The organism is Paraburkholderia hospita (assembly GCF_002902965.1).
GTDB classification, from domain to species: domain Bacteria; phylum Pseudomonadota; class Gammaproteobacteria; order Burkholderiales; family Burkholderiaceae; genus Paraburkholderia; species Paraburkholderia hospita.
In genome coordinates this window covers 583,370-606,395 of the sequence record NZ_CP026109.1, presented here as the reverse complement: position 1 = coordinate 606,395, position 23,026 = coordinate 583,370, and the positions used below count along the sequence as shown (strand labels likewise).

The 23,026-nt window shown below is 58.9% G+C and carries 21 protein-coding genes and 4 pseudogenes; 15 read left to right on the top strand and 10 right to left on the bottom strand.

Annotation, left to right across the window (positions count from 1 at the left end; all coding sequences use genetic code 11):
• Positions 1-533 precede the first annotated feature (533 nt).
• The 4 genes from C2L64_RS51965 to C2L64_RS51945 all read right to left on the bottom strand — a co-directional run bounded on the left by C2L64_RS51965 (position 534) and on the right by C2L64_RS51945 (position 5,775).
• Positions 534-2,132 (bottom strand): ATP-binding response regulator, encoded by a 1,599-nt coding sequence (locus tag C2L64_RS51965; RefSeq protein ID WP_086916234.1) that lies wholly within the window; start codon positions 2,130-2,132, stop codon positions 534-536.
• A gap of 1,296 nt (positions 2,133-3,428) precedes the next feature.
• On the bottom strand, positions 3,429-3,617 hold the full coding sequence (locus C2L64_RS51955; protein ID WP_086916240.1) for a hypothetical protein: 189 nt from the start codon (positions 3,615-3,617) through the stop codon (positions 3,429-3,431).
• A gap of 695 nt (positions 3,618-4,312) precedes the next feature.
• Positions 4,313-4,792 carry a hypothetical protein gene (locus tag C2L64_RS51950; RefSeq protein WP_086916235.1) on the bottom strand — a complete coding sequence of 160 codons (480 nt, stop codon included), beginning with the start codon at positions 4,790-4,792 and terminating at the stop codon, positions 4,313-4,315.
• A gap of 386 nt (positions 4,793-5,178) precedes the next feature.
• A complete protein-coding gene (locus C2L64_RS51945) occupies positions 5,179-5,775 on the bottom strand; it encodes a ParB-like protein (RefSeq protein WP_086916236.1) in 597 nt (198 codons plus the stop codon).
• A gap of 607 nt (positions 5,776-6,382) precedes the next feature.
• On the opposite strand from C2L64_RS51945, the gene C2L64_RS51940 reads away from it, so the two are divergent.
• The gene (locus tag C2L64_RS51940) at positions 6,383-6,688 is read left to right on the top strand and encodes a D-alanyl-lipoteichoic acid biosynthesis protein DltD (RefSeq protein ID WP_242684139.1); all 306 of its coding nucleotides are present in this window, start codon (positions 6,383-6,385) and stop codon (positions 6,686-6,688) included.
• Positions 6,689-6,846: 158 nt separating this feature from the next.
• Here the strand turns inward: C2L64_RS51940 and C2L64_RS51935 are convergent, their stop codons facing one another.
• Positions 6,847-8,328 carry an alkaline phosphatase D family protein gene (locus tag C2L64_RS51935; RefSeq protein WP_086916237.1) on the bottom strand — a complete coding sequence of 494 codons (1,482 nt, stop codon included), beginning with the start codon at positions 8,326-8,328 and terminating at the stop codon, positions 6,847-6,849.
• Positions 8,329-8,465: 137 nt separating this feature from the next.
• On the opposite strand from C2L64_RS51935, the pseudogene C2L64_RS51930 reads away from it, so the two are divergent.
• The 13 genes and pseudogenes from C2L64_RS51930 to C2L64_RS51870 all read left to right on the top strand — a co-directional run.
• A pseudogene (locus C2L64_RS51930) lies at positions 8,466-8,753 on the top strand (SDR family oxidoreductase); the annotation flags it as partial.
• Between the two features lie 582 nt (positions 8,754-9,335).
• Complete coding sequence (locus C2L64_RS51925; protein ID WP_090838389.1) at positions 9,336-10,055, top strand: YrzE family protein; 720 nt, start codon at positions 9,336-9,338, stop codon at positions 10,053-10,055.
• 46 nt (positions 10,056-10,101) lie between these two features.
• Positions 10,102-10,380 (top strand): hypothetical protein, encoded by a 279-nt coding sequence (locus C2L64_RS53980; RefSeq protein ID WP_133062165.1) that lies wholly within the window; start codon positions 10,102-10,104, stop codon positions 10,378-10,380.
• 103 nt (positions 10,381-10,483) lie between these two features.
• On the top strand, positions 10,484-10,735 hold the full coding sequence (locus C2L64_RS51920; protein ID WP_090838396.1) for a hypothetical protein: 252 nt from the start codon (positions 10,484-10,486) through the stop codon (positions 10,733-10,735).
• A 111-nt stretch (positions 10,736-10,846) separates the two neighbouring features.
• Entirely contained in the window at positions 10,847-11,878 is a 1,032-nt protein-coding gene (locus C2L64_RS51915; RefSeq protein ID WP_103154429.1) for an alpha/beta fold hydrolase, read from the top strand.
• Between the two features lie 198 nt (positions 11,879-12,076).
• Entirely contained in the window at positions 12,077-12,613 is a 537-nt protein-coding gene (locus tag C2L64_RS51910; RefSeq protein ID WP_086919177.1) for a hemerythrin domain-containing protein, read from the top strand.
• 630 nt (positions 12,614-13,243) lie between these two features.
• Positions 13,244-14,128 carry a LysR substrate-binding domain-containing protein gene (locus C2L64_RS51900; RefSeq protein WP_086919178.1) on the top strand — a complete coding sequence of 295 codons (885 nt, stop codon included), beginning with the start codon at positions 13,244-13,246 and terminating at the stop codon, positions 14,126-14,128.
• 125 nt (positions 14,129-14,253) lie between these two features.
• The gene (locus tag C2L64_RS51895; protein ID WP_086919179.1) at positions 14,254-15,471 is read left to right on the top strand and encodes a CaiB/BaiF CoA transferase family protein; all 1,218 of its coding nucleotides are present in this window, start codon (positions 14,254-14,256) and stop codon (positions 15,469-15,471) included.
• Positions 15,472-15,482: 11 nt separating this feature from the next.
• Positions 15,483-16,259 (top strand): enoyl-CoA hydratase-related protein, encoded by a 777-nt coding sequence (locus C2L64_RS51890; RefSeq protein ID WP_086919180.1) that lies wholly within the window; start codon positions 15,483-15,485, stop codon positions 16,257-16,259.
• 38 nt (positions 16,260-16,297) lie between these two features.
• The gene (locus C2L64_RS51885; RefSeq protein ID WP_407671981.1) at positions 16,298-17,113 is read left to right on the top strand and encodes an enoyl-CoA hydratase-related protein; all 816 of its coding nucleotides are present in this window, start codon (positions 16,298-16,300) and stop codon (positions 17,111-17,113) included.
• A 65-nt stretch (positions 17,114-17,178) separates the two neighbouring features.
• On the top strand, positions 17,179-18,549 hold the full coding sequence (locus C2L64_RS51880) for an MFS transporter (RefSeq protein WP_086919182.1): 1,371 nt from the start codon (positions 17,179-17,181) through the stop codon (positions 18,547-18,549).
• 188 nt (positions 18,550-18,737) lie between these two features.
• A pseudogene (locus C2L64_RS51875) lies at positions 18,738-19,148 on the top strand (sensor histidine kinase); the annotation flags it as partial.
• 256 nt (positions 19,149-19,404) lie between these two features.
• A pseudogene (locus C2L64_RS51870) lies at positions 19,405-20,041 on the top strand (IS6 family transposase).
• Positions 20,042-20,151: 110 nt separating this feature from the next.
• Here C2L64_RS51870 and C2L64_RS51865 read toward each other — a convergent pair.
• From C2L64_RS51865 to C2L64_RS51850, 4 genes and pseudogenes are all read right to left on the bottom strand, one after another.
• Positions 20,152-20,460 (bottom strand): annotated as a pseudogene (locus C2L64_RS51865) (transposase); the annotation flags it as partial.
• A complete protein-coding gene (locus tag C2L64_RS51860) occupies positions 20,429-20,935 on the bottom strand; it encodes a molybdate ABC transporter substrate-binding protein (protein ID WP_086919183.1) in 507 nt (168 codons plus the stop codon). The pseudogene C2L64_RS51865 and the gene C2L64_RS51860, both read right to left, overlap by 32 nt.
• Positions 20,936-21,100: 165 nt before the next feature.
• Positions 21,101-21,535, bottom strand: a complete 435-nt coding sequence (locus C2L64_RS51855; protein ID WP_090838392.1) for a universal stress protein — start codon at positions 21,533-21,535, stop codon at positions 21,101-21,103.
• 43 nt (positions 21,536-21,578) lie between these two features.
• Complete coding sequence (locus C2L64_RS51850; RefSeq protein ID WP_086916424.1) at positions 21,579-21,764, bottom strand: hypothetical protein; 186 nt, start codon at positions 21,762-21,764, stop codon at positions 21,579-21,581.
• Positions 21,765-22,125: 361 nt separating this feature from the next.
• On the opposite strand from C2L64_RS51850, the gene C2L64_RS51845 reads away from it, so the two are divergent.
• Positions 22,126-22,344: a hypothetical protein gene (locus tag C2L64_RS51845; protein WP_086916423.1), complete on the top strand. Its 219-nt coding sequence runs from the start codon at positions 22,126-22,128 to the stop codon at positions 22,342-22,344.
• A 281-nt stretch (positions 22,345-22,625) separates the two neighbouring features.
• On the opposite strand, the gene C2L64_RS51840 is transcribed toward C2L64_RS51845, so the two are convergent.
• Positions 22,626-22,808 carry a DUF2934 domain-containing protein gene (locus tag C2L64_RS51840; protein WP_086916419.1) on the bottom strand — a complete coding sequence of 61 codons (183 nt, stop codon included), beginning with the start codon at positions 22,806-22,808 and terminating at the stop codon, positions 22,626-22,628.
• Positions 22,809-23,026 lie beyond the last annotated feature (218 nt).

The following is a 23,026-nucleotide window of genomic DNA, read 5'->3' as shown; positions in this document are numbered from 1 at the left end:
CGTGGCGTAAATATTACTGCGCCGACGGAGCGACAGACGGGGCACCTTACCATCTTCGCCGTACCCGCTGTGCGGCCCTCGTGGCTTGTCGCCGCCGCTCAGCAAGCCTCGGTGCTGCCACTTGCGCAATCGCTCGCTTGCTGGGCACCGTTGCGCATAGTTCTGTGAGCCGACGGCCGACTTCACTACCGCGATCGTGGCCTCAGACGACGCCGGTGCGCTCTTCAGCAATTTCTCGTCTGTGTGCGCGTTAATTGACAACTTACTGCGTCGCTTTCACCCGCATAAATCGTCTATTTCAGTTCGGAAAGTGGACGACCTGCTGATCGGATCACGGTCCCAGAAGGCGCGCGTGGTGTCGATCGACAACAGGCAATGACCGCCTGTTTGAGCCGCCTGAACAATCTGGCATCCATCCGCAAAGGCATCGGCATGAGACAGCGGGCCGCCACACGTTGACGGCAGCGAAGGGCAACGCGCCCTTTCGGGTGCTGGCGTGATGGAAGAACTGCAGCGCCTACCCGGAATCGGGCTTATCCGGTGGCGTTCGGGAGCGTATCGGGCGCCAGACTTTGAAGCAAAGGGGAGAGGCCGACCGGTTTGATCAGGTGATCGTCAAACCCGGCCGAAAGGGACCGCTGTCGATCTTCCGGCTGGCCGAATCCCGTCACCGCGATCATGCGTGGAGGTTTATCGCACGGCAGCATGCGAAGTTCGCTCGCAAGTGCGTGGCCATCCATGCCTGGCAACCCTATGTCGATTAAAAACACATCAGGCATGGCGCGCCTGGCGGCGAGGAGAGCCTCTTCAGCGTTCCTGGCCAGCGTTATCTCGTGCCCATGAAATTCCAGCAGCATTTTCATTGCTTCGCCAGCATCAAGATTGTCGTCCACAATCATGATCCTCTGCGGTTGGACACTGTCTGCGACCGGCACCACCAAATGAAGCTGCGCGCCTGTTGTCACGATGGGCAAGCGCAGGCAGAACTCGCTGCCACACCCTTCGCCGTCGCTGGCCGCCGAGATAGATCCCCCGTGCATCTCAGCCATTACTTTCACCACGGATAAGCCGATTCCGAGTCCGCCACTTTGTCGAGTGAAGCCGTTCCGTACTTGCGTGAAAAGATCGAACACCTGGCCGAGCATCGATTTTTTAATCCCGATACCTGTATCCCGTACGGTCACGATGAGGTCTTTGCCGTCCACCGTCACGCACAGGAAGATTGCTCCTTTCTCTCGGTTGTACTTCGCTGCGTTGTTGAGCAGATTGCCCAGCATCTGGGCGAGGCGCGTGCGATCACAATGCAACGAGACGGCGTGCGTCGGCTGCTCGACGGTGAGACGCAATCCACGCATGGCAACTTCGGGTGCAACGATGTCGATCGCGTCGGCCAGCACCTCGGCGAGCTCAACGTTCGTTTTGTTCAAAGTAACGCGTCGATGCTTGATGCGGGCAACATCAAGCAGATCGTCGACGATGCTGGTCAGATGCGTCGTCTGGCGATCGATCACCTTCACAGCCTGCGATATCTGTATGTCCGACGGTCGTCCAGATTTCAGCACTTCGACGGCGGAGCGAACTGGCGCGAGTGGGTTACGCAGTTCATGAGCGAGCATCGCCAGAAATTCGTCCTTGCGCCGATCAGCATCTTTGAGCTGTTCTTCAAGGCGTTTGCGTTCGGTAATGTCGATGACGATATTGATTGCGCCGAGCACTTCTCCGTTGGAACCGGCCAGCAGGCGGGGATGAGCCAGCACGTTGCGGCGCGAACCGTCAGGTCGCTCGACAATGGCCTCGGAGATACCGATCTCCTGCTGTTCGAGAAGGGTGAGTGCCATGGGGCAGCGATCAAGCGGAAGCGGACGGCCTTCGACCGTGAACATCCTATGTGATCCGCACCACGAATCCATGCCAATTTCAGGCGATCGCCCCCAAAGCTGGACGGCGGCGTCGTTAAAGAGCGTGAGCTTGCCGTTGGCGTCACAGCAGTAGATTGCCACCGGAAAATCATCCAGAAGGATTCTGAAACGCATCTCACTTTGCAACAGCGCTGCCCGAACGTCGTCAATACCGCAAGCGGGTGATGCAGGCGCTAGCGTTTCCGAGCGGTGGGACATATTCGTTGTTTTCATGGACTGGCCTCAACAGTGCTAACGCTGGCCGTGCGTCCGGGGATGGACGCTTTCTCATGATCACAGGTTCGGATCGCAGCACTACAAGTATGCGCTGATGTCGATACATAAGGTCCGTCAGAGGGTATACGCCATGCTCCAAATGTCCGTCTGGGCTCCGGTTTAAGTGGCGCACTAATGACCCCTGCTAACCGATCTTCGTTAGCTGATCAGCGATGAAGACAACCAGCCACAAGGTGCGAAGGGTATAAACCAGCTCCGCTGAGGTGGCACGTTGTTGAGCGGGTGCCGTTTGAGCCATTTTTTCGGGTGTTCATGGGCGCCATACGATCCGCAGCAGATGTGTAGCCTCGCGTTCTCTCGCGCATGCGACATACGCTGCGGCTTGATCCATAAGAGCGTTACTTGTGAATACGGGTCTGCAAGCCGGGGCCTTGGGCAGGCACGCAAAGAACGGAATCGATGAATGTGTGCGCCCGATTCTCGCCGTACCTGAACGCCTCTTGCTCTGTCAGGAAATCAAACTGCTCTGGAAAGTTTGCAAGCTTCTGCTGCGTATCCCCGGGTAATGAGACCCTCCATGACACCCGGAACCGCCGACATGCGCCACCGAGCGCATGCGACGTCGCCACCGTAACGTGGACCGTGATCCCGCATCCGCGGTAGGGCGCATAGGCTTGGCTTGACATGATCTCCTCCAGGGGCGAAATGACGAGGCTAATCAGAGCGAGCATTGCGCGTGCCGCGCGTCGGTGATCTTTTCCAGCGGGGCAGCCGGAGTGCAGCGCGCGCGGCGTCGCGCCCGCTCTGCAGTAAAAGCTGTAGCCAATCCGTTTCTGCTGCCAACCTCATATTCTCCGATCGGGCCGTACCGTCAGGCGACTTTAACGGCTAGCGTTGTCCGTTGTTGTCAAAAGGGAAAACCTGGAAAAGTGAAAAGTGAGCGCATCGTTCGTGCAGCCGGATGTTGGGAGACACGGTCCGATCTGGACGTCCCTGAGTTTTGTTGTCCCGAAACACAGTTTTTGGGTAGAAATTGAAAGAAGCGCATTGAGGGGCAGGGGGTGAGCCCGCGACGGGCGCGGCGGCTGGGCTATCTAACCGTATGGATATCGCCATGGACGGCGAAAAGCGTGTCACCTGGCGCTGACTGCGGGACTGCCTGGCACACGTCGTGGCGCGTCAGACGCGATTGCGCGAATGGCGAGTTGCGGCGACAGGCAAGAGTCCCAATGAAGAGTCCCAATGGCTGGCGCAGACGGCGACTCGACCAGGCGGGGTCAGGTGGCGCGCAGCCTAGAACCCGACACCTACACCGATACCCAGACCACCGCCGAGGCTGCCGCCTCCCACACCCACGCCGATGCTGGGCCCCGGCGCGTAGTAGTTTGGTCCGTACGCAGGATCGCTGTAACCGTATGGCGGGGCTGCAGCACATCCCGAGACGGCAGCCGCCAGCGCCAGGATGCCGAAAAGTCTGACCATGATCTTCTCCCGTGCAAAGCTGCGCAGCAAGACTTGATCCCGTTTCTGGCCGGATCGGCTCGCCTGGGCGATACGGACGTACACGCCGACAGCGTGGTATCCCGCTGGGATCGCACGGCGCCGCGCGGTCGGGTCCGCATTAACGGAACGCCCCGGACGTCGACAGGCAGCTGGGGCGTGCAGCGCACGGCCGCGGCCAACGGTTGCCAGTGATTCGACAGTCAGTCCCGTGCCGCGCCAGTGTGCAGGTACATTGTATTCGCGGCGCGAGCCCTGCGTTCGTATCATGAAGCTGCTTGCCATTGAACTGCCGCTTCGCACCGAACAGCGGATCTTCACATCGGATGACATCAGGGTAGCCAACGGCCGTCCGCCCGTCAGCGTCGACGTGGTCCGCAGTAGACGCGATTGCTGAAACAATCTCGTTCAGCCGCTTCAGCGAATATGTATCGAGTGCTTTTCGATTGATCTTGGTCCCTCGGGCTGCTGCGGAGTGCCAAGCCGCGTGAAATAAGAAGTCCCAACGACCACCCGGCGGCATTGCCGCTTTGAGGGGGAAATACTGCTCATGATGGTATGTGGACGTGCGCTTTCGCGAAAAAATGGGCGAGTACGGAGACTCGCCCTCAGAGCAGACCATGTATCACGTTATAGTGCGGGTCGACCCGCTGCAGGTCATTAGGGCAACGCCGGGATTACTGCGATTTCGCGGCATCGACCTTAGCATCGGCGGCCTTTTTGTTTGCGTCGCCTTGCGCCTCGACCTTCTCCTTGTCGGCCTTCGCTTGAGCCACGTTTGCATCCTGGGCGGCTTCGTGTTTCTTCTTGTCCGCCTTGGCCTGCGCGGCGTGCTTCTTCTTGTCGGCCCGGGCCTGCGCCTTCATAGCGTCCCCGCGTGCGTCAGATGCTTCCTTCGGCGTTGTTGCCTTTTCCATCTTCGCGGCCTTTTTGTCAGCGTCGGCCTGAGCAGAAGCCTTGTCCTCATTCGCCGACGCCTGAGCCTTGTCGGCGTCGCTCTGAGCTTCAGCCTTCTTTTTGTTGGCCGTAGCCTGTGCTTCACTCTTCTCGCTGTTTGCCTTCATCTGTGCCTTGCCAGCGTCCGAGGGCGCGGCAGTCTGTGCGAATGCCGTGGTAACGAGCAGTACGGATGCGAGTGCTGCGACGATCTTCTTCATGGTTTGCTCCCTTGGAAGTGCACTGCACTGGACAGTGCTGGTTGTATAAACGTTCATCGACTCGCCAACGTTGACCCCTATCTCGTGACAAACAGTAAGCAGGCAAGACGAAATGCAACGCCAACGAAGTCAACCAAAGTCAGCCAGGCATCGCAGATGACCGTAAAGCATGATGAGCTGGTTGAGGCAGTCGACACTCGAATGGATCGCCCCAGCCAGAGCTGCCCTCGAATTTGTCAGCGGTCGAGCGGCAATTGACGGATAGGGATTCGGGTGCAGGCGGTCTGCGTATCCGGAGTCAAGAATCTTCGGGTCGGAATCTCTCTTCGCTTCAGACCCGAACTCAGTGGGCTCCGCGAAGACGAGCACGCTACGATCAGCGGTTCCTAACCCGGTTCCTTGCCCACGAATCCCGGTAAACCTGCAGCCGCTTTGCTCTTTGCGAGCTTAACCGCCTGTCGCTGTATGGCTACGAATCCGTCGTCAGTTCCGGGATATGGCAGGTACGTACGGAAGAAGTCCGCCCACCTGAACTCTTCGAGCGGGACGGTGGTTTTTTCATAGCCGCCCGCGACGCGCACCGATGCCGCCAGGCTACGATATTCGTCGTCTTCCAGCTCCCACACATGCCCGGGCATATCCGCAAAGCTCTTCCGTTGCCCCTTGGCGTCATATGGGCAAGTCCAGCGGTGGTCGTCCATCGACAACCAGAAGTCCTGGTACGACAGCCACGACAAATCGGCTACCAGCACAGCGGGCATCGTCTTTATTCCTGCGCGCCACAAGGCGCTTGCGACGTGGTGGTGGTCAATCGCGAACGGTGCCCCAGCCGGTCCAAGTACGACGGGTACCGGCTTTTCAGCGATTGCCATTTCCAGGTCGTGACCGGACAGCGACTCATAGAACTGCGTCTTTCGGCGTATCTCGCGTAGACCGTGCGTCAGCTGGGTTGGGCGAATGTTCTTGATGGTTACCGTTTTCAATTTGCCTCCTTGCAAGCAACCGTTACCCCGGCAACGGCAAAACTGTGAATCCACCTCGTCGTGATAGACCAGTTGCAGCAACGGTCCGAGGTGCCGTCGCTTCGTGAGGCAACGCGACGGTGAATGTTCATGCAGGGCGGCAATCGAAAATCTGGCGGTTGGCCCGCTCGTTGTCGCGGCGATAAATAGTCAACCTGGTGGTCCGGCCGCATATTACCCATGGCCAGCGAGCCTCGTCGGCGGGGATGCGCAGGCCGCGTGACAGTCTCCGTAAGTTTGGCTGCCGCCCTGGCAGTTGTGGACGGTACGCGGGGGTTTGCCCGTATGCATGAGCATTACGTGTGCCGCTACATGTCTGACGTGTCAGGCTGCGTTCGAACAGGCGAACTGCGCCAAAGAGAGCCTTGGGGAGTTTTCGGGCAGCGGTATTCGGGGAAACTGCGGGTCAAGTCCGATTCTTGCTGCTGTCCAGGAACATCTCGCGCCTGGCCTGTTCAAGGCAAAGAGGGGCGTGGCGCCCGAAGCGATCAGCGAGCGTTGGAGATGAGATAGCCGACGTTATCTGAGTCAGCCCCTGACGGCGCCCGAATGTGACACGGAGAGGACGATGATGGCGATGACCCGTAACGAGTTTGAAGAAAAGATCGGGAAGGTTCTGCACGACCATGGCGCCGGCGTGACAGCCGACCTGACTGACGACCTGGTCGCTTACTGGAATGGTCATGCCGTCTCCTACGTTCTTGTTAGTGAAACGCCGTCTGGCTCAAGCTATGAGGAGTTTGTCATGGACGACGACCAATGGACGACCTGGCGATCGTGGCTCGAGGCATGGACGTATGCACCAACTTTCAGCGTACGTCCGGAAGTGCGCAACTGGCTGTCGGAGGGGCCTCCTGCTGACGAGGACAACTGATGTGACACCAGGGTTCCGAACCTCCCGCAGTGCCCGGCTTCCGCATCTCGCCGAACCTGGCACACGCGCGTCCATCGCGGCCGACTGCAGCGTCTTCAAAGCACATCAGGCCGGTGCTTCCGCTATTGTGAATGGAAGGACGCATGCGTGTTCGTGCCTCAGACGTTGTCTTCCACCAGCACCGCGACCGTCCCCGAGTTGATCGTCAAGCGCGTCCGCTTGGCGAGTGGCGACTGCGGAGCGGTGCCATCTGCATTGAGGAACTTAACCTTGTTGAAGACAGTGACGAACTGAGTCGGCGTGACGGTCGCCGATGCATAGCCGATGCCATCGTGATCCGCATAGAGCATGTCAGGGTTGTTCTGCCTGACGAATGCATCGAGCGCCGCCGACGAGCTGATGAGCGATGCCAGCGGCATGCCTGCCGCGTACACCTTCACGTCTTCGAAGAACGGCTGGCTGCTGATGCCCGCCGACATCAGATCGATCATCACGGGCGTGCCCGTCGCAGGGTCGGGCACGTCGCGCACGATGCCCGCCTGGAACGCGTGCAGGTCGCCCGTGATCGCGACGAGGTTCGTGATGAGTTGAGTCTTCACGAACGACATGAGATCGGCCTTGTGCGACGGATAGCCGTCCCACGCATCGCAATCGAGCACGAATACGACATTGTTCGGCGCCGGTGCGATCGCGCTCAGATCGAGCCACAAGCGGTTCATCATCACTTCGTTGCCCCACACTTTCCACGTCGATGCGGATGCCTGCAACGTGTCTTTCCACCATTGCGTCTGTGTGGTTCCGAAGATCGACGGCACACGTCCGAGACGCTGCGTATCGAGCGTTTCGAACAGCGCAAGGCCTTGCTGCGGCACAAAGTAGCGCGAGCCAACGCGATCGTTGCCGTTCACAGGATCGTGTCCGAGTGCCTGCGCGACAGCGACTTCGCTGACGACGTGATCGTCGCGATAGAGCCGCTCACCGGTCATGACGAGATGCATGAGCGAGCCGAAATGAAACTCGCGATAGATGCGGATGTTGTCATAGGCCGCGTTGTTTTGATCGAACGACACGTCGCCCCAGTCGACGGGCAGATATTCGGCCCAGGCCTGATTGGCCGCGCGACGGCGCGCAGTCTGCTGGAGGTTCGCGTTCGTATAGGTCTGGTGATCTTGCCAGCAGTCATCGGAGAACTCGTGGTCGTCCCAGATCGCAATGACGGGAAAGCGCGCATGCACGGTCTGCAGGCGCGCATCGCCGCGATAGGTGCGGTAGAGCGTGCGGTAATCTTCGAGCGTGTTCGCATAGGAGCCGCCGCTCGGCAGTGTAATGGTTGGATGCGCAGGCTCGACGGTTCCCGGCTGCGCGGCAAATCCGGCTTCGTAGATGTAGTCGCCCAGATGTACGATGAAGTCGAGGTCTGTTTCAGCAGCCATCAGCGACATCGCCTGCCAGTGGTTCGCGCTCCAGTTCTGGCACACGAACCACGCGAAACGCAGTTGCGGCAGCGCTTCGGCCGCGGATGCCGCCGTACGCGTCGTGCCTGTCGCGCTGATGTCGCTGCCCGCGACGAAGCGGTAATAGTAGGTCGTCTTCGCCTGCAGCCCCGTGACCGACAGCGAGAGAAAACGTCGACGGTCCATCAGCGCCTCCCTACTTTCTTGCGCTAAGACCCTGATCAAGCTATAGAGCGTCACTAACGCTGTCAAGCCACGTTTTTACCCCGTACTCCTACCTATGAGCCAGCAAATTCCGATGTCCAGGCTGCCTTCGCCATCACTTCGCGTCGACAAAAGGCGCCATCCAGAACTTCACGGGCGGTCTCGCGCAATTGCTCGCCGAACAAGGTATTCGCGTCAACTGTGTTGCACCCGGCCCGATCTGGACTCCGTTGATTCCCTCCACGATGCCTGGGGAGAAGGTGACTAACTTCGGTCAGCAGGTACCGATGAGGCGGCCGGGACAACCTGCCGAGCTTGCGGCGCCTTATGTGATGCTCGCGTCCGACGAAGCGAGCTATGTCTCTGGGGCAACGATTGCGGAGACTGGTGGAGCGCCGATCCTTTAGTCGACACGGCCCGCAATCGAGGGGCTCGCAAAAACCTGCCCGGGCCTGTCTCGGGAACGGCGGTTGCTCCCGGTTGCTCTTCACTGGCTGCAGCGGCCATCGAGCCGTTGGACGCGGCATTCCGGAGTTCCCGCATCGATGAACTGGTGCTTGGCTTTGTTCGCCAGCACGGGCGGCAAAGCTTCACGCGCGTGGAAATAACGAGGGCGCATTCGCTGACCGGAAGTATGCCGACGCACGGCCTGACACCATGAGCAGTGATCGCAGTTGCTCGCGCGAATCCATCTCAGGGGCAGACGTGCCTGTCTCCACGCTGTATCCCGCCATCACCATAGCAGGTGCCAAGATGAGTATGGCCGCGATTCCTTTGATAGCGGCACGGGGAATACAAGCTCTGGATGAGATTGCGACGAATGCCCGCGCGGCCAGTGAGCCGCGTTCGCAAGAATGAGAACGGCGAAGGCGACCGAAGAAAACAGGCGAAGGGTTTGGCAGCCGGGAACGCCCAATGCGCTGTTACCGCTGAACACAATCCATCTTTGTGTTCGCTATTTCGGTTTTCCCAACTACCTAGGCACATCTATGAAACTGCTCATCACCCAAACCGGACTTCCTCGCGTGTCGTGGGGATCCGTGATCACAGGTGTCATTCTCTCGCTGATCGTGTATCTCGTTCTGACCGTGCTGGGCACGGCAATCGGCATGTCAGCGCTGGCGCCGCTTTCGCGTTACAACCCGCTGGAGGGATATGGTTTCAGTTCTGGGGCGTATCTGATCGTAATGACTGCCATCGCGGTGTTTGCCGGCTCGTATTTCGCGGGACGTTGCGCGCCCGTCCTTGGCTGGCTCCATGGTCTGCTCGCGTGGGCCGTGATGATTCTGCTCGTCATCTATGGAGCAACGTCTCTGTTCGGCACCGCCGTCAGCGCGGCCGGGAACGTAGCGTCTACGGGCGCAACGGTCGGTGCAACAATGGATCGATCGGGAACAGGTAATACGATGGCGGGCGCATTGACCCAGCGGGTCCAGGGCGCAATCGCCTCCGCTACCGCCGAGGCGTCGAGTCCGCAAGCACAAGCCGACGCGCGTCAGACAGCCGATGCGGCCGCACGCAACGTAGCGCGCGCTTCGTGGTTCTCATTTGCGGCATTGATCGTCGGCGCGATCATAGCGATCGTTTCGGGCCACGCGGGCTTCAGGCATCAGCCGCCGTTCGAGGAAGCCGCCGGCGTTTCGACTGCCGACGTTCCGCCGCGCCGCGATCCGACTCGCGCGACGCTCTCGGGCCGCGCCGTTCGCTGATCGCAAGAGCGCGGCTAGAGGCTGCGCGGATGCAGTGGAGAGCATCATGGCATTGCGCGCAATTACTCACGTCACCTGTCCGTGCGGACACTGCGGCTCGATAGTCGAAAGCCGGTACGACGATTCACGTTCGCATTGGTATCTCGCGACACTGCGGGATCTGTCACACAACGGGCTCTACGACGGCCTCGATTCTCTCTTTTCGGAAAACACGCCGTCGTGCCCGGCTTGTGGGCAATCGTTGGGACCGGAATACGTTACGCGGCGCGCACATCGTGTCTTCAAGGACACGCGTGAAGGGCAGGACATCGCGCGTCGGATTTGAACTTGCCTATGTTGCCGGCAGTCCCCGGATGAAAGGAAATTGTCGCTCTGCCGGTACAGCGATTGCGCTTACATGGGAGCCACAAACTGACGAGGAGCGAATCATGACGCACACACCTGTTGAGCAACGCACGCCGGACGAAAAGCCCGACGACGCTATTGACCAGACAATCGAAGACACCTTTCCTGCAAGCGATGCACCGGCGACGGGCGGAGCGACGCGGCTCGAAGATGAGGAAGATAGTGACCTGCCCGGCATCGATCCGGATGAGGACGTCCCCGAAGAAGACACTCCCGGTGAGCCGTCGCCTGGCGATGTTCCACCCGACGAGGCTGCACCTCAAGGGAAGATGTAAAGCAGTGCGCGGCCACACGAGACGCGGTCGCGCCAATCTCATCAAGCCTCATCAAGCGCCGATTTTCTGGAATGCTGATCTTTCTTACCTGTAGCATCTACACGAGACGTCATGCCCACTTCTTTCAGGAAAGCCGGTTTATCTCGGGGTACGGCCGGAGCGGTCGCAGCCACGGCGGTCGTCGGTGCAGCCGCTGCGCTGTGGGTTTTGCATCGGGCACGGAAAGCCGAGCGCGATAATCCGCCGATAGGCCGTTTTATCGAAGTGGACGGTATTCGACTCCACCTCATCGACAAAGGGAAAGGGCCAGCTGTCGTGTTGCTGCACGGGAACACCGTCCAGTTACAGGATTTTATCGGCTGCGGCTTGATTGACCGGCTAGCCGAACATCACCGGGTGATTGCATTCGACCGCCCGGGATTCGGACACAGCGAGCGTCCGCGAGATCGCCTCTGGACCGCGCAAGCCCAAGCCGCGGTCATACGACGGGCACTCGTACAGATCGATGTGAAGCAGCCTGTCGTGGTCGGGCATTCGTGGGGCACTTTGGTCGCACTCGGCCTGGCAACAGAATTTCCGACGGATGTGAGGGGCCTCGTGCTGATTTCAGGCTATTACTATCCTTCAGCCCGCATGGATGTCGCGCTGGCGACACCGGCGGCGCTTCCGCTGTTAGGCGACGCGTTGCGCTACACGGTTTCGCCGCTAACCGGTCGCGTCATGCTAAGGCGCAGCGTGGAGGCGATGTTCGCGCCTGCGCCGATGCCCGACAGGTTTTTCGATGTCGTGCCCCGTGAAATGTTGCTACGTCCCGTGCAGATCCGGGCAGCGGCAGAGGACGCCGCGTTCATGATCCCGTCCGCAGCACATTTTTGCGCTCACTACGCCACGCTGAAAATACCAGTGAGTATCTTCGCCGGCGACGGCGACAAGGTCGTCGCCCCCGAAGCGCAATCCGTCCGGCTGCATCGGGATCTGCCACACAGCGACCTGACCGTGATGCCCGGAACGGGGCATATGGTCCACTACGCGCTGGGTAATGAAATCAGCAACACGATTGATCGTATGAGCGTCGACCCGGATACGAAAAAGATCGAATCTGACATGTCCGTGGACGACGTTCCCCTGACGATTGCCGATTAGCGGTTTTGCCTCGCTGCCGGATTCATGCTCGATCGGCCTTTGTTGCGACCGGTAATGCGGTCTACTCGTCCGCAATTTAATGCAGATGTTGCTCCGACAATGCGCCTGAGGCAGGCATGGCTGTTGCGGTATAGGTGATTCCACCGCGGCCGTTTTGATCACGACCGGGTTAGCGCGCAGACACCAGAGGAGATCAACATGGAAGCGACGAAGCACGACACCACGGAGACACAACAGGGCCCGCTGGACGCAATAGATTTTCTACAGACACAACATCGCGCCGTCGAAAAACTTTTCATTGCATTCAAGAAATCCGCGGACGACGATCTGGAAGCGAAGGCTGCCCTCGCCCAGCGCGCGTGCGAAGAATTATCCATTCACACAATGCTTGAAGAAGAACTGCTTTATCCCGCCGCGCAAGAAGCATTGCCGGACAGTGAGACGATCGACGTCGAAGAAGCGTACATCGAGCACTTCCTGGTCAAGACGCTGATTGCGAAGTTTGAAACGTTGAAGGCGGGTGATAAGGGCTTTGATGCGACCTTCAAGGTGATGAGCGAAATGGTGGGCCATCATGTGGAGGAGGAAGAGGAGGAACTCTTTCCGGAACTGCGAAAGTCGAACTGTAATTTGCGCGGGCTCGGCGAAAAGATGGTGAAGCGCAAAGCGGAACTACAGAGCAAGCTCAACGCGGTTGGCAGCAAGTCGGTAGGTGACGGGACAGCGACTTTGTGAGCATTGCGTTGCGATTCGAGATCGCGATCGCATACGCAAACGCAGATGAGGATGCATGACGGGCATCGGACGCTTCGGCGCCATTTCAGGGGCGTATGTCGGGGCGATCCTGTTGAGTCTGAACTGGAAATTCGGCCAGCTCTTCAGGACATCGATATCGCCATCAACGCATCGCCGTCGGACTGAACGCCAGCGACGCCCTGCCATTTTCCGTCGACGCACTGCCGTCCCATGCAGTCGTCGCCGATGTGATCATGGAACCGCACACGACCGCGCTGCTTGAAGCTGCACACGCGCGCGGACTCAGGGTTCATCATGGAAGGAACATGATGTATCACGCCAGGCCGATCGCGGCGTCGTTTTTTGGCTTTCCGGCTTCTTTCGCCTGGAACGGAAACGTCCTTTAAAGACATTCGTCCCGCTCGGACTCGAGCGCGTCAGGGTTTGCCTGCTCAGCAAGAATCCGATTTTCGGGGGCGAGCTCGCCGGACGATTACCCGTGTACATCGCGGTGGCGAGATGGCGGACACCGGGAGGGTGGTTATCCCGCTGATCTGCTCAGCTACAATAAGTGGACGCATTGATAACCCAAACGCTTGCGACGTTTCTCCGTCCATTTTCAGCACGCGCATGGATCGCCGCCAACCTCTTCCCCCGCTGAACCCGACCCGCGCGTTTGAGGCGACCGGTAGGCTCCTCAGTATTTCGAAGGCCGCAGACGAGCTCGCGGTCACTCCGGCCGCGGTCAGCCGGCAGGTCAGGACGCTGGAGACCTATCTTGGCGTCGCGCTTTTCGAGCGTGTCAAAGGGCGTCTCGAGCTGACCCCAGCCGGCGCGCGTTATCTCGCCGAGCTGATTCCGATCTTCGCATCGCTGCGCCACGCAGCAAATCGTGCTCGCGGAGGGGAAGGCGGCTCGCGCGTGCTGAAGATTCGTTCCCCCGCCACCTTCGCCGTGCGCTGGCTGATTCCGCGACTTGCGAGCTTCCACAGACTGCACAAGGAGATCGACGTTCAGTTGACGACGTCATCCGTGCCGCTGGATTTCGCGCGTGAAGATATAGATGGCGGGATTCAGCTGGGTGCGGGTAGCTGGCCCGGCCTGCGCGTGCAGCGCCTGATTCCGAACGAACTGGTGCCGGTTGCGGCGCCGTCGCTCAAGCTGAAAGCGCAGGGGAAATTGCGGGGTGAAACGATGTTGCACTCGCTCGCACGGCCGGATGACTGGTCGTTATGGCTGGAGGCGGCGGGCTTCCCCTTGCACGTCAAGCGGCCGGCGATGCGGTATGAGACGTCGCTGCTTGCTTATCAAGCCGCAATCGAAGGGCACGGCGTCGCTATCGCGCAAAAGGCTCTAATCCGCGCCGATCTCGACAGCGGTCAACTGGTTCAGCCGTTTCGCCTTGAACTCGACCGCGGTGGCTACACGTATTACTTCGCGTGGCCAACGGGGCGGCGTCCCTCTGAAGAGCTGAAGATCTTCCGCGACTGGTTGGCTACGCAAGTCCAGGTGTGAGCGCCACCCTTTAACAAAAAGTCAAAGGCTGATTCGAAAAAGTCGATTGTCTGCTCAACGGCGGCTGCCTATGCTCGTCGTCATGGCTTGCCGCAATGGCACGCCGCGAAACAGGACAATCAAAAATGTTACGAGACAGCTTGAAGGGGGTGCGAGTCGTCGATTTTTCGCACGTTCTGGCGGGCCCGGTCTGTTCTATGACGCTGGCGGACCTTGGCGCCCACGTCGTCAAGATCGAGCCCCCGCAGGGCGAAATCGGCCGCAAGATCGGTCCACCGTGGATCAACGGCGAGAGCCCGACGTTCATGAGCGTCAACCGAAACAAGCAGAGCGTGTCGATTGATCTGAAGACTGACGCTGGCAGACGCGTGATCCGGAAAATGCTTCGTAAAGCCGATGTGCTGGTCGAGAATTTCCGACCCGGCGTCATGGCATCGTTGGGGCTGGACTACGAATCCCTGCGCAAAGACCATCCGAAACTTGTTTACTGCTCGATCTCAGCATTCGGACAGACCGGCAGCAATATGCGGCGCCCAGGCGTCGACGGCGTAATTCAGGCTGTTAGCGGGCTCATGAGTACGTTGGGTGCAATTCAGGAAGATCCATTGAAAGTGCCGATCCCGGTTGCAGATATGATCGGCGGATACCTCGCCGCAATTGCAGTACTTGGCGCGCTGTATCGGGTCCACCGGGACCAGGCCGGCCAGCATCTGGACGTCAGCCTCTACAACGCGACGCTGATGCTTCAGCAAATCGGCTTTGCGGCATTTTTCGCCTCCGGCAGAAATCCTGAGAAATCGGGTAGCGCCGCGCCCTATGCATGTCCTAATGAGGCGTTTCCGACACGCGATGGTTGGGTCATGGTAGTCGCCTACGACGCCACCCGCTGGAGTGCTCTATGTGAAGTCGCGGAAGCGCCCGAACTCGAATGCGACTCGCGTTTTGCGACCAACGACGATCGCGTGCGTAATCGTCGGGTTCTTCATGAACTACTAGCGATGCGTTTTATTGAGCGAACCACAGCAGAGTGGATTGAACGACTCGCGCCACGCGACATCATCTGTGCCCCAGTTGCGACTTATAGCGATGTGACCGAGACGACTGAATACCGTGAGAGCGGTATGGCACGCACGGTGGAACATCCGACCGCTGGGACATTGCGTACGCATGGATTTGTCCTCGGCCCATCGGATAAGCCGGTAAAAGACGACGTTCCTGCGCCTCTGACCGGCCAGCATACGGTTGAAATGCTCCAGCTGTACGGTATTCAGGACGATGAGATCGCAGATCTCCTGAACGCTGGTGTGATACGCACTGGCGTGGCTCATGCCGTTGCGACCTAAGGAGACTGTAGATGTCAAACGGGATCGTCCGACGTGAGACACACGGCAAGGTGGCATTGCTCCGTCTTGCGTCGGACAACAAACTGAATCCGCTGACCGACGAGTTGATCGATGCACTGGTCGCGGCGCTACAACACGTCGAATCCGAACCGGATATGCACGTCACGGTGCTGACCGGATCGGAAAAAGCCTTTGCTGCGGGCGCGGATATCGTCGCGATGTCGAAGCTCGACTATCGGACGGCGTTCTGTGAAGAGTATATCGGCCGCAATTGGGATCGTATCCGCGGCTTGCGTAAACCGATCATTGCCGCCGTGGGTGGGTATGCATTGGGAGGAGGATGCGAACTCGCCATGATGTGTGACATCGTGATCGCGGCAAGCGACGCGGTATTCGGGCAACCCGAGGTCAAGCTGGGCATCGTGCCTGGTGCTGGCGGCACCCAACGTTTACCACGAGCGGCTGGGAAATCCACAGCAATGCTTGCATGCCTGACTGGCGAGTCGATGTCTGCACAGGAGGCGCTGCTGTGCGGGTTGGTCTCGAGGGTCGTACCGCGGGACGGGTTGATAGATGAAGCCATGCGAATAGGCGAGCAGGTTGCGCGGCATTCGCTGCCAGTACTGCTTGCGATCAAGGAATCGGTTAACCGGTCGTTCGAGTCGTCGTTATCCGAAGGATTGCTGTTTGAGAGGCGGCTCTTTCATGCAGGATTTTCCCTCGTCGACCAGAAGGAAGGGATGGCGGCTTTCCTCGAGCGGCGCCGCCCCGACTTCGTGAACCGGTAGTCGCCAAAGTTCTCATTTTTATTATGCAGAGGTCAATCGTGTCGTTGCAGCTGTCAGAAACGGAGTTGGTCACGAGGTCGGTCGAATCGGGCGTGCTCACCCTCACAATGAATAGCGCCGCGAACGGAAATGCGCTAACGGTGGCCATGACCGAAGCGCTATCCGATGCGCTCGAATCAGTGAATCTCAGAGACGACGTCAATTGCCTTCTATTGCGGTCTTCTTCGAAACATTTCTGCACCGGCGGCAATGTCAAGGACATGCAAAGCGGCAAGGATCTGATGGACGGAAGTGTAGAAGAGGTGCGCGACCGCTTGCAAAAAAGCCTGCATCGGATTACGCGGGCCATGAACAACCTGGAGATTCCATCGATCTGCGCTGTGAATGGTGCAGCAGTGGGGGCGGGATGCGATCTTGCCCTGATGTGTGACATCCGTCTTGCAGGTGAAAGTGCGCAATTTGCGGAAAGTTTCCTGCGGCTCGGTTTGGTATCGGGGATAGGCGGCGCATGGTTCCTGTCACGCATCGTAGGCCCTGCCAAGGCACTCGAGATGACACTCACCAGCGAGTTCCTCGACGCCGCAGCGGCAGAACGCTTCGGCATCGTGGCAAAGGTCTTTGCAGATGACCAGCTGGATGGAAAAGCACTCGTGCTTGCCAGACGCCTTGCGACAAATCCGCCACGAGCCATGCGAATGGCAAAGCGGCTCGTACGCGAGTCCGCGAGTGGCTCGCTGCCTGCGGCACTCGAGATGGCGGCCAGCATGCAGGCCATCCTGCTGTGTGGCGAGGAGCATAAGCACGCCGTCTCCAGCTTTCTGGAGCGGCAGGCTCAGAAGAAGAACCGGATGTAATCAGCAGCACCGGCGCGACGGTAAAAACTGCGCGTCGCTGATCCATACACAAAGAGGAGACTGACATGTCCAACAAGACGCATGCTCATGATAATCAGCCAGGGATGCTGCGGATCATCGCAACTTCGAGCCTCGGAACGATGCTTGAGTATTACGATTTTTTTGTCTACGTTGCGTTGACCGTTACACTGACGCATCTGTTTCTTCCCGGCACGGACAAGGTCGTGGCCGCTTTTGCGGGCGTTGCGACTTTCGGCATAGCCTACGTCGCGCGCCCGTTAGGCACGATCATCTTCAACCCGATGTCGGATCGGATCGGCCGCAAGAGGACGTTCGTGATGACACTGGCGTTGATGGGCATTGCCACCGTGGGTATCGGATGTCTGCCGACCTATGCCGTGATTGGTGCGGCGGCGCCTGTCGCTCTGATCACGCTGCGAATCATTCAGGGCGTCGCACTCGGTGGCGAGTATGGCTCTGCAGTCGTGTACGTCATGGAGCACGCACCCGAAGGCCGGAAAGGCATGTCGACGAGTGTACTGCAGGGCACCGCGAGCATAGGTCTGCTGCTTGCGCTTGCCATTGTCTCCATTCTGAAACTGTCTCTCGATCCATCCAGTTTCGAGGCGTGGGGATGGCGCGTGCCGTTCATTATATCCGCGCCTATCGTTGCAGTGGCGACATGGATCCGGCTCGGCATGACGGAGACCCCCATTTTTACCCAGATGAAAGAGGCGGGGCGTCTGTCAAAAAGTCCGCTGCAGGACACGCTGTCGAGTAAATCTTCGTGGAAAGCGATTCTGGTTGCCATGTTCGGAGCACAAGGCGGCACCTCGGTGTCGTTGTACACGTCGATCGTGTACATGCTGTATTTTCTCCAGAACGTGCTCAAGGTCGAACCGACAACGGCCAATCTGTGTCTGGGTGTGGCCATATTGATCGCTGCGCCGTTCTATCCAGTGTTCGGGAAGCTTTCGGATACGATTGGGCGCGCTCGTGTGATGCTGATCGGCATCGTGCTATGGATCATTGCCGCATATCCGGCCTTTGCGGGCATCAAGGCGAGCGCATCGTCGGCCCAATGGGTGCAGGTTTCTCTATTGATTGCGGTGTTGGCGATCCTGACGGCGATGATCATGGCACCGCTGCCCGCATTCATCGCCGAATGCTTTCCCCCACAAAGCCGCGCCACGGGTTTCGGACTGGCCCAGCAACTGGGTAATGTCCTGTTCGGAGGATTTCTGCCGCTGATCAGTCTGACGCTCGTGAATTGGACCGGTAACCCGCTTGCAGGTGTCGGCTATTCCATTGCATCGCTGCTTCCTTGTCTTGCGGTAACCTGGGTCTGGGGGCTGAAGCAGGACGCCCGTGTCAGGAGCCTTGAGCGCCACGCGGGGAAGCCTGTTTCTGGAACCGAACGATGGACCGCACGCTGATCAAGCGACAGCAACAGGCGCGATTTTTTCGTGGGGATCCGCGAACGCGAGATCGTCTGCATTGCTTGCCTGATGCTATGAGGCGATCGTCATAACGCAATGCAATGTGGCACACAAGCGTGAGGCGAAAATCCGCGGATCTGACGAGCCCCGACGCGCTTCGGCCAGGGCTAATCTTTCCAGCACGGGTGGACCAGCTGCGTGCAGCTCATTCCGACCGCCGCATCGATCTCGAATTGAAGGGCAACGTGAAGGGTGTGTGGGACGGTTTGCGCCTGCAGCAGTTGCTTTCCAATCTGGTGCTCAATGCGATAAGGTACGGCGCGCCCGACGAGCCGGTCCGCGTGGGTGTGACCGGTCATGACGCGGATGTTTGTTTCGAAGTCAGGAATAGCGGTCCCGCCATTGACCGGCTAACGCTGGAGCGAATTTTCGACCCGCTGAGCAGAGGCCCGCATCAGGAGAGCAAAAATGCGGGGGGCCTCGGACTCGGGCTGTATATCGCGAGCGAAATTGTCAAAGCCCATCACGGCGCAATTGAAGGGCGGTCTGGCCACACACAGACGGCGTTTGCCGTGCGCTTGCCGCGAAGCGCGTGACTGGCGATCGGCCATTCCGAACCCCGAATTTCTGCGACGCGGCCGCCGGGCGCCCTGCGTCCCAATGGCCGTTAAGGTTCTGAGAGCGACCATTACCGACTCGACGACTCAGATGGCGGCAAGGGGTCGGGTTCTGTCGATCGCGTCGGACAGCAGCCGGCCATGAACGGCCCGTCACGTCCGGTTCTGTCGCAACAAGGTGGTTTGATATGCTGATGTCATGAAAGCAGAGGCGACAGGAACGATGGTCAATGGGATGAATGCAGCGCTCAGGCGGATGCTCAAGCGCCTGCACTATCCGCTGGATGTGATGTTGTTGTGCGTGCGCTGGTACGTCGCCTACCCATTGAGCCTGCGCAATCTCGAAGAAATGATGTCGGAACGGGGACTGTCAGTGGACCATTCGACAGTGCACCGTTTGGGCGCTGAAACTGCTGCCGGTGCTGGAAAAGTTCTTCCGGCGGCGCAAGCGTCCGGTGGGTGAGAGCTGGCGCATGGATAAAACGTACATAAAGATCAACGGCCAGTGGCGATACCTATACCGGGCAGTGGACAAGGACGGCGACACCGTCGATTTCATGCTGCGCGCCCATCGGGACAAGGTTGCGGCACGCCGGTACTTCGAGAAGGCGATCAGGCAAAACGGCGAGCCCGGGACAGTAACCATCGACAAAAGCGGCGCCAATCTGGCCGCGCTCGAGGACATTAGCGCCGACCGGGAGCAACCCATCAAGGTTCATCAGGCGAAGTAGCTGAACAATATCGTGGAGCAGGATCATCGTGCGATCAAACGCCGGACGCGGCCGATGATAGGCTTCAAGGATTTCCGATGTGCTCGCATTCTGCTCGGCGGCATTGAGTTGATGCATATGATCGCCAAAGGGCAAATGTAGGCCGACGGTTTGAATCAGACACCTGCTGACCAATTCTAATCGCTTGACAAATAAGGAATCCTCTTTGTTTGGGAGCGGATCTATTGGCGACGCCTTATCGCGACAGAACCTTTGAGCGTACCTGATATCTGCTGAGGCGACCATTTCCAGTCCAGCAGCGTGAGGACGATGCGCCACGTAACACCTTGCGTGTCAAGCTTGGCGGGACGCCGGCCAGCGATACGTCGCGCCACGCTTAGCGCCTGGGCCGGCACCGAAGCATAGCGGTCAGGCCCGCAGTTGCGAGCCAGTTCGCGACTCACCGTTGCAGGTGAGCGCCGAAGCATACGGGCCATGGCCCGTATGCTTGAACCCTGCAGATGCTGGCTGGCGATCGTCAGACGCTCTTCAGGCTGGAGTTGTTGGTATCGTTTTTCCATGGCAACACCTTATACGAGCCGGGGTGTTGCGCTTCAAACTTGAGAACTCGCTGTTAAAGACAAGGAGGTCTGCACCGAGCAAAGTGTTCTTCAATTTCTCAACAGTTGAAATGTCATAGGCCGGACCGTCCTTGCGGTTGCCGAGGCCGACACCGACGTGCGCGATTATCGGTCTGTCTCCGGCACTCACCTTGCCCGATTTCGTAAGGTCCTCAGCAAAGTCCGGCTGAACGATAACAACGTCGGCCGCTTCTCCGTTTTCAATCTTTATCTTCACAACGGGCGATGGGTCGAACACGAGGCTGACCTGGTTGTGTGTCTGCTGGCGATAAAGAGCGACGACCTTGGTCAACGCAGGCTCGAGGGTGCTATCGCTCATGACCTTAATGTCGCCTGCTTGTACTGTCGCAGCGAACATAGAGAATGAGCCCGCCAGCAACGTGCTGAGGCCGACGTGTTTGAATTTCGCATTCATGGAATCTGTCGCCCCTGTTGATGGACACCCGGCGTGGGCCAGCGCAGTCTAGTGTGGCACATCGGCGAAGTTCTACCGGTTTGATGAACCGACGACATGGTCGCACGTTCGAACGGCGGGCGAGCAGTCCAGGACACTCGTCGCGGAAACGCACGGAGAGTGCAATCAGCGTGATATCTCAAACAAAACCCCGCAGGCGACGCGATCCAGCAACTGCGCGTGACGTTCGCCAGTCCACCAACGGGCGAACGGTCCGGCGCGATGATGTCCAATGACAATCAGATCAACCCTTAGATTCCCGGCAATCGTGGCAATCCTGTCGACGGGATCCCCGACGCAATATTGTCCTTGCACCGTGAGTCCGCAATTCGACAGTCGGTCGATACCTTCCTCGAGAATCGATCTTGCCGCGTCCTCGTCCATCTCGAACGCCATCGATGACAGCACGTCGTATCCGCTCGTCCACCACGAGCTATCAACAACCGCTAACAGATGCGTCTCTGCTTGCAGTTCGCGTGCAAGTGCTGCACCGCAACGGAGTGCTTGACGTCCTTCCGGTGTCCCGTCATAGCAAAGCAGTATGCGGTCGAACGGCATCATTCTTCGGGTCCACGAGGTACGGTTGTCCACCGGCTCATTGCGCTCAAGTAAAGAGCGGGACGACCTCGATGACGGCGACACCGAGCAGCGCACCGAGCACCGCGCCTATCAGTTTGGGATGACACCGTTCCAGGTGCGCGGCGCTCAGAAGGCCTCCAATCAGAATTACGCCTAGCAGTGCAAAAACTACAACGAGATATCCGACCTCGAAGTCACTGTCAATAACCATGATGTCCTCCCTCGGCGCAAACGCTTGACGAGCAGTCATTGGATTTCTACAGTAACAATATATATCACGACGTGATACATGTACACATGATAGGTATCCGGAAATTTTCACCCGATTGCCGCGCAGATTGTTCCTGCCGCAGTGGCTGGTGCACTGGCTATGAGTTTCGCGCGGTCTCGTCGGTGGCAGCCGGGCGCGCGTCGGACCGTTCTTACCGTTGATTTTCGTGTGTACCGCAGCACACGATGTAGATTTCAAGAGATCTTGTTCTGCTTGTTCCCGTCCACGTAGCCGAGTATGTTGTCAGAAGAGAAATGCTGGTGGGACGAAATGAGGAGGGAAGGCGGGCGGGGAGATGAAAATGAAGATGACTCACAAACTTCATCCGGGCAAGGCTGGTCCGGTTTGGGGACTAATCTTCGGCCTGTTCATGTGCGCTGTCGGTGTGGGGATCTGGTGTCTTGCACCGATGATGTCCAGGCCGGATGGGGTCGACGACTCGCTGGCGGTGGCCGCCGTGCTTGTTGGCGCGATTTCGGCCGTCTATGGCGCGCGCGAGCTCTACCACAGGCGTCGATAGGAAGCCCCGCAAAGTCTTTGGTAACCCGTGTCCACGGAGCGCGAACCGGTCCGGTTTGGCAGGCAGGGTTACCCCTGGTCTATGTATGGCGACGACGGCGCAACGCTTCCCCAAAGGGCTGCGCCTCATTCACGTCGACTCGTCGGAAACGGCCCGCAGGCGTTTTCCCACATCGCACTGGTGAACACCCGTCCGACGCTCACACGTGGTCACGCCTGAGTGGGCGCGAGCGGCGATGACCGGGCCAGAGTACAACGACGCGACTATGCCCCAGCGACGATTCAGACCGGCGCAGGGACTTCCGGATCACCAGTCTGGGCCGCGCCAGGGGCGGCCATCTCCTTTTCGACGAGCACGCGGGCCATGTGCCAGTACTCATCTGCGCATCCTTCGAGGCTACCGTCCTGTTGCCACAGTGCGAAAGCGCGCACGCGGATTTTTTCTTCCAAAGTGATTTCGCTCATTTCAGTAACTCCAGGCAGTTGCGATGCGCGGAACCGGCGCGCATGGTCGTCGGGGGACGGGTGAAAGAATCGGACAACAAGCCGGCGATGGTGGGACAAGCGACGAGCGTCTGTCCGTCGCGGCTGCACTGAGCGGGAACAACGGTGCCGTAGAGTGGACTCAATCCTCGTTTGTTTATATCACGTCATGATATAAAATAGCGATGGGCGAGTCGAGG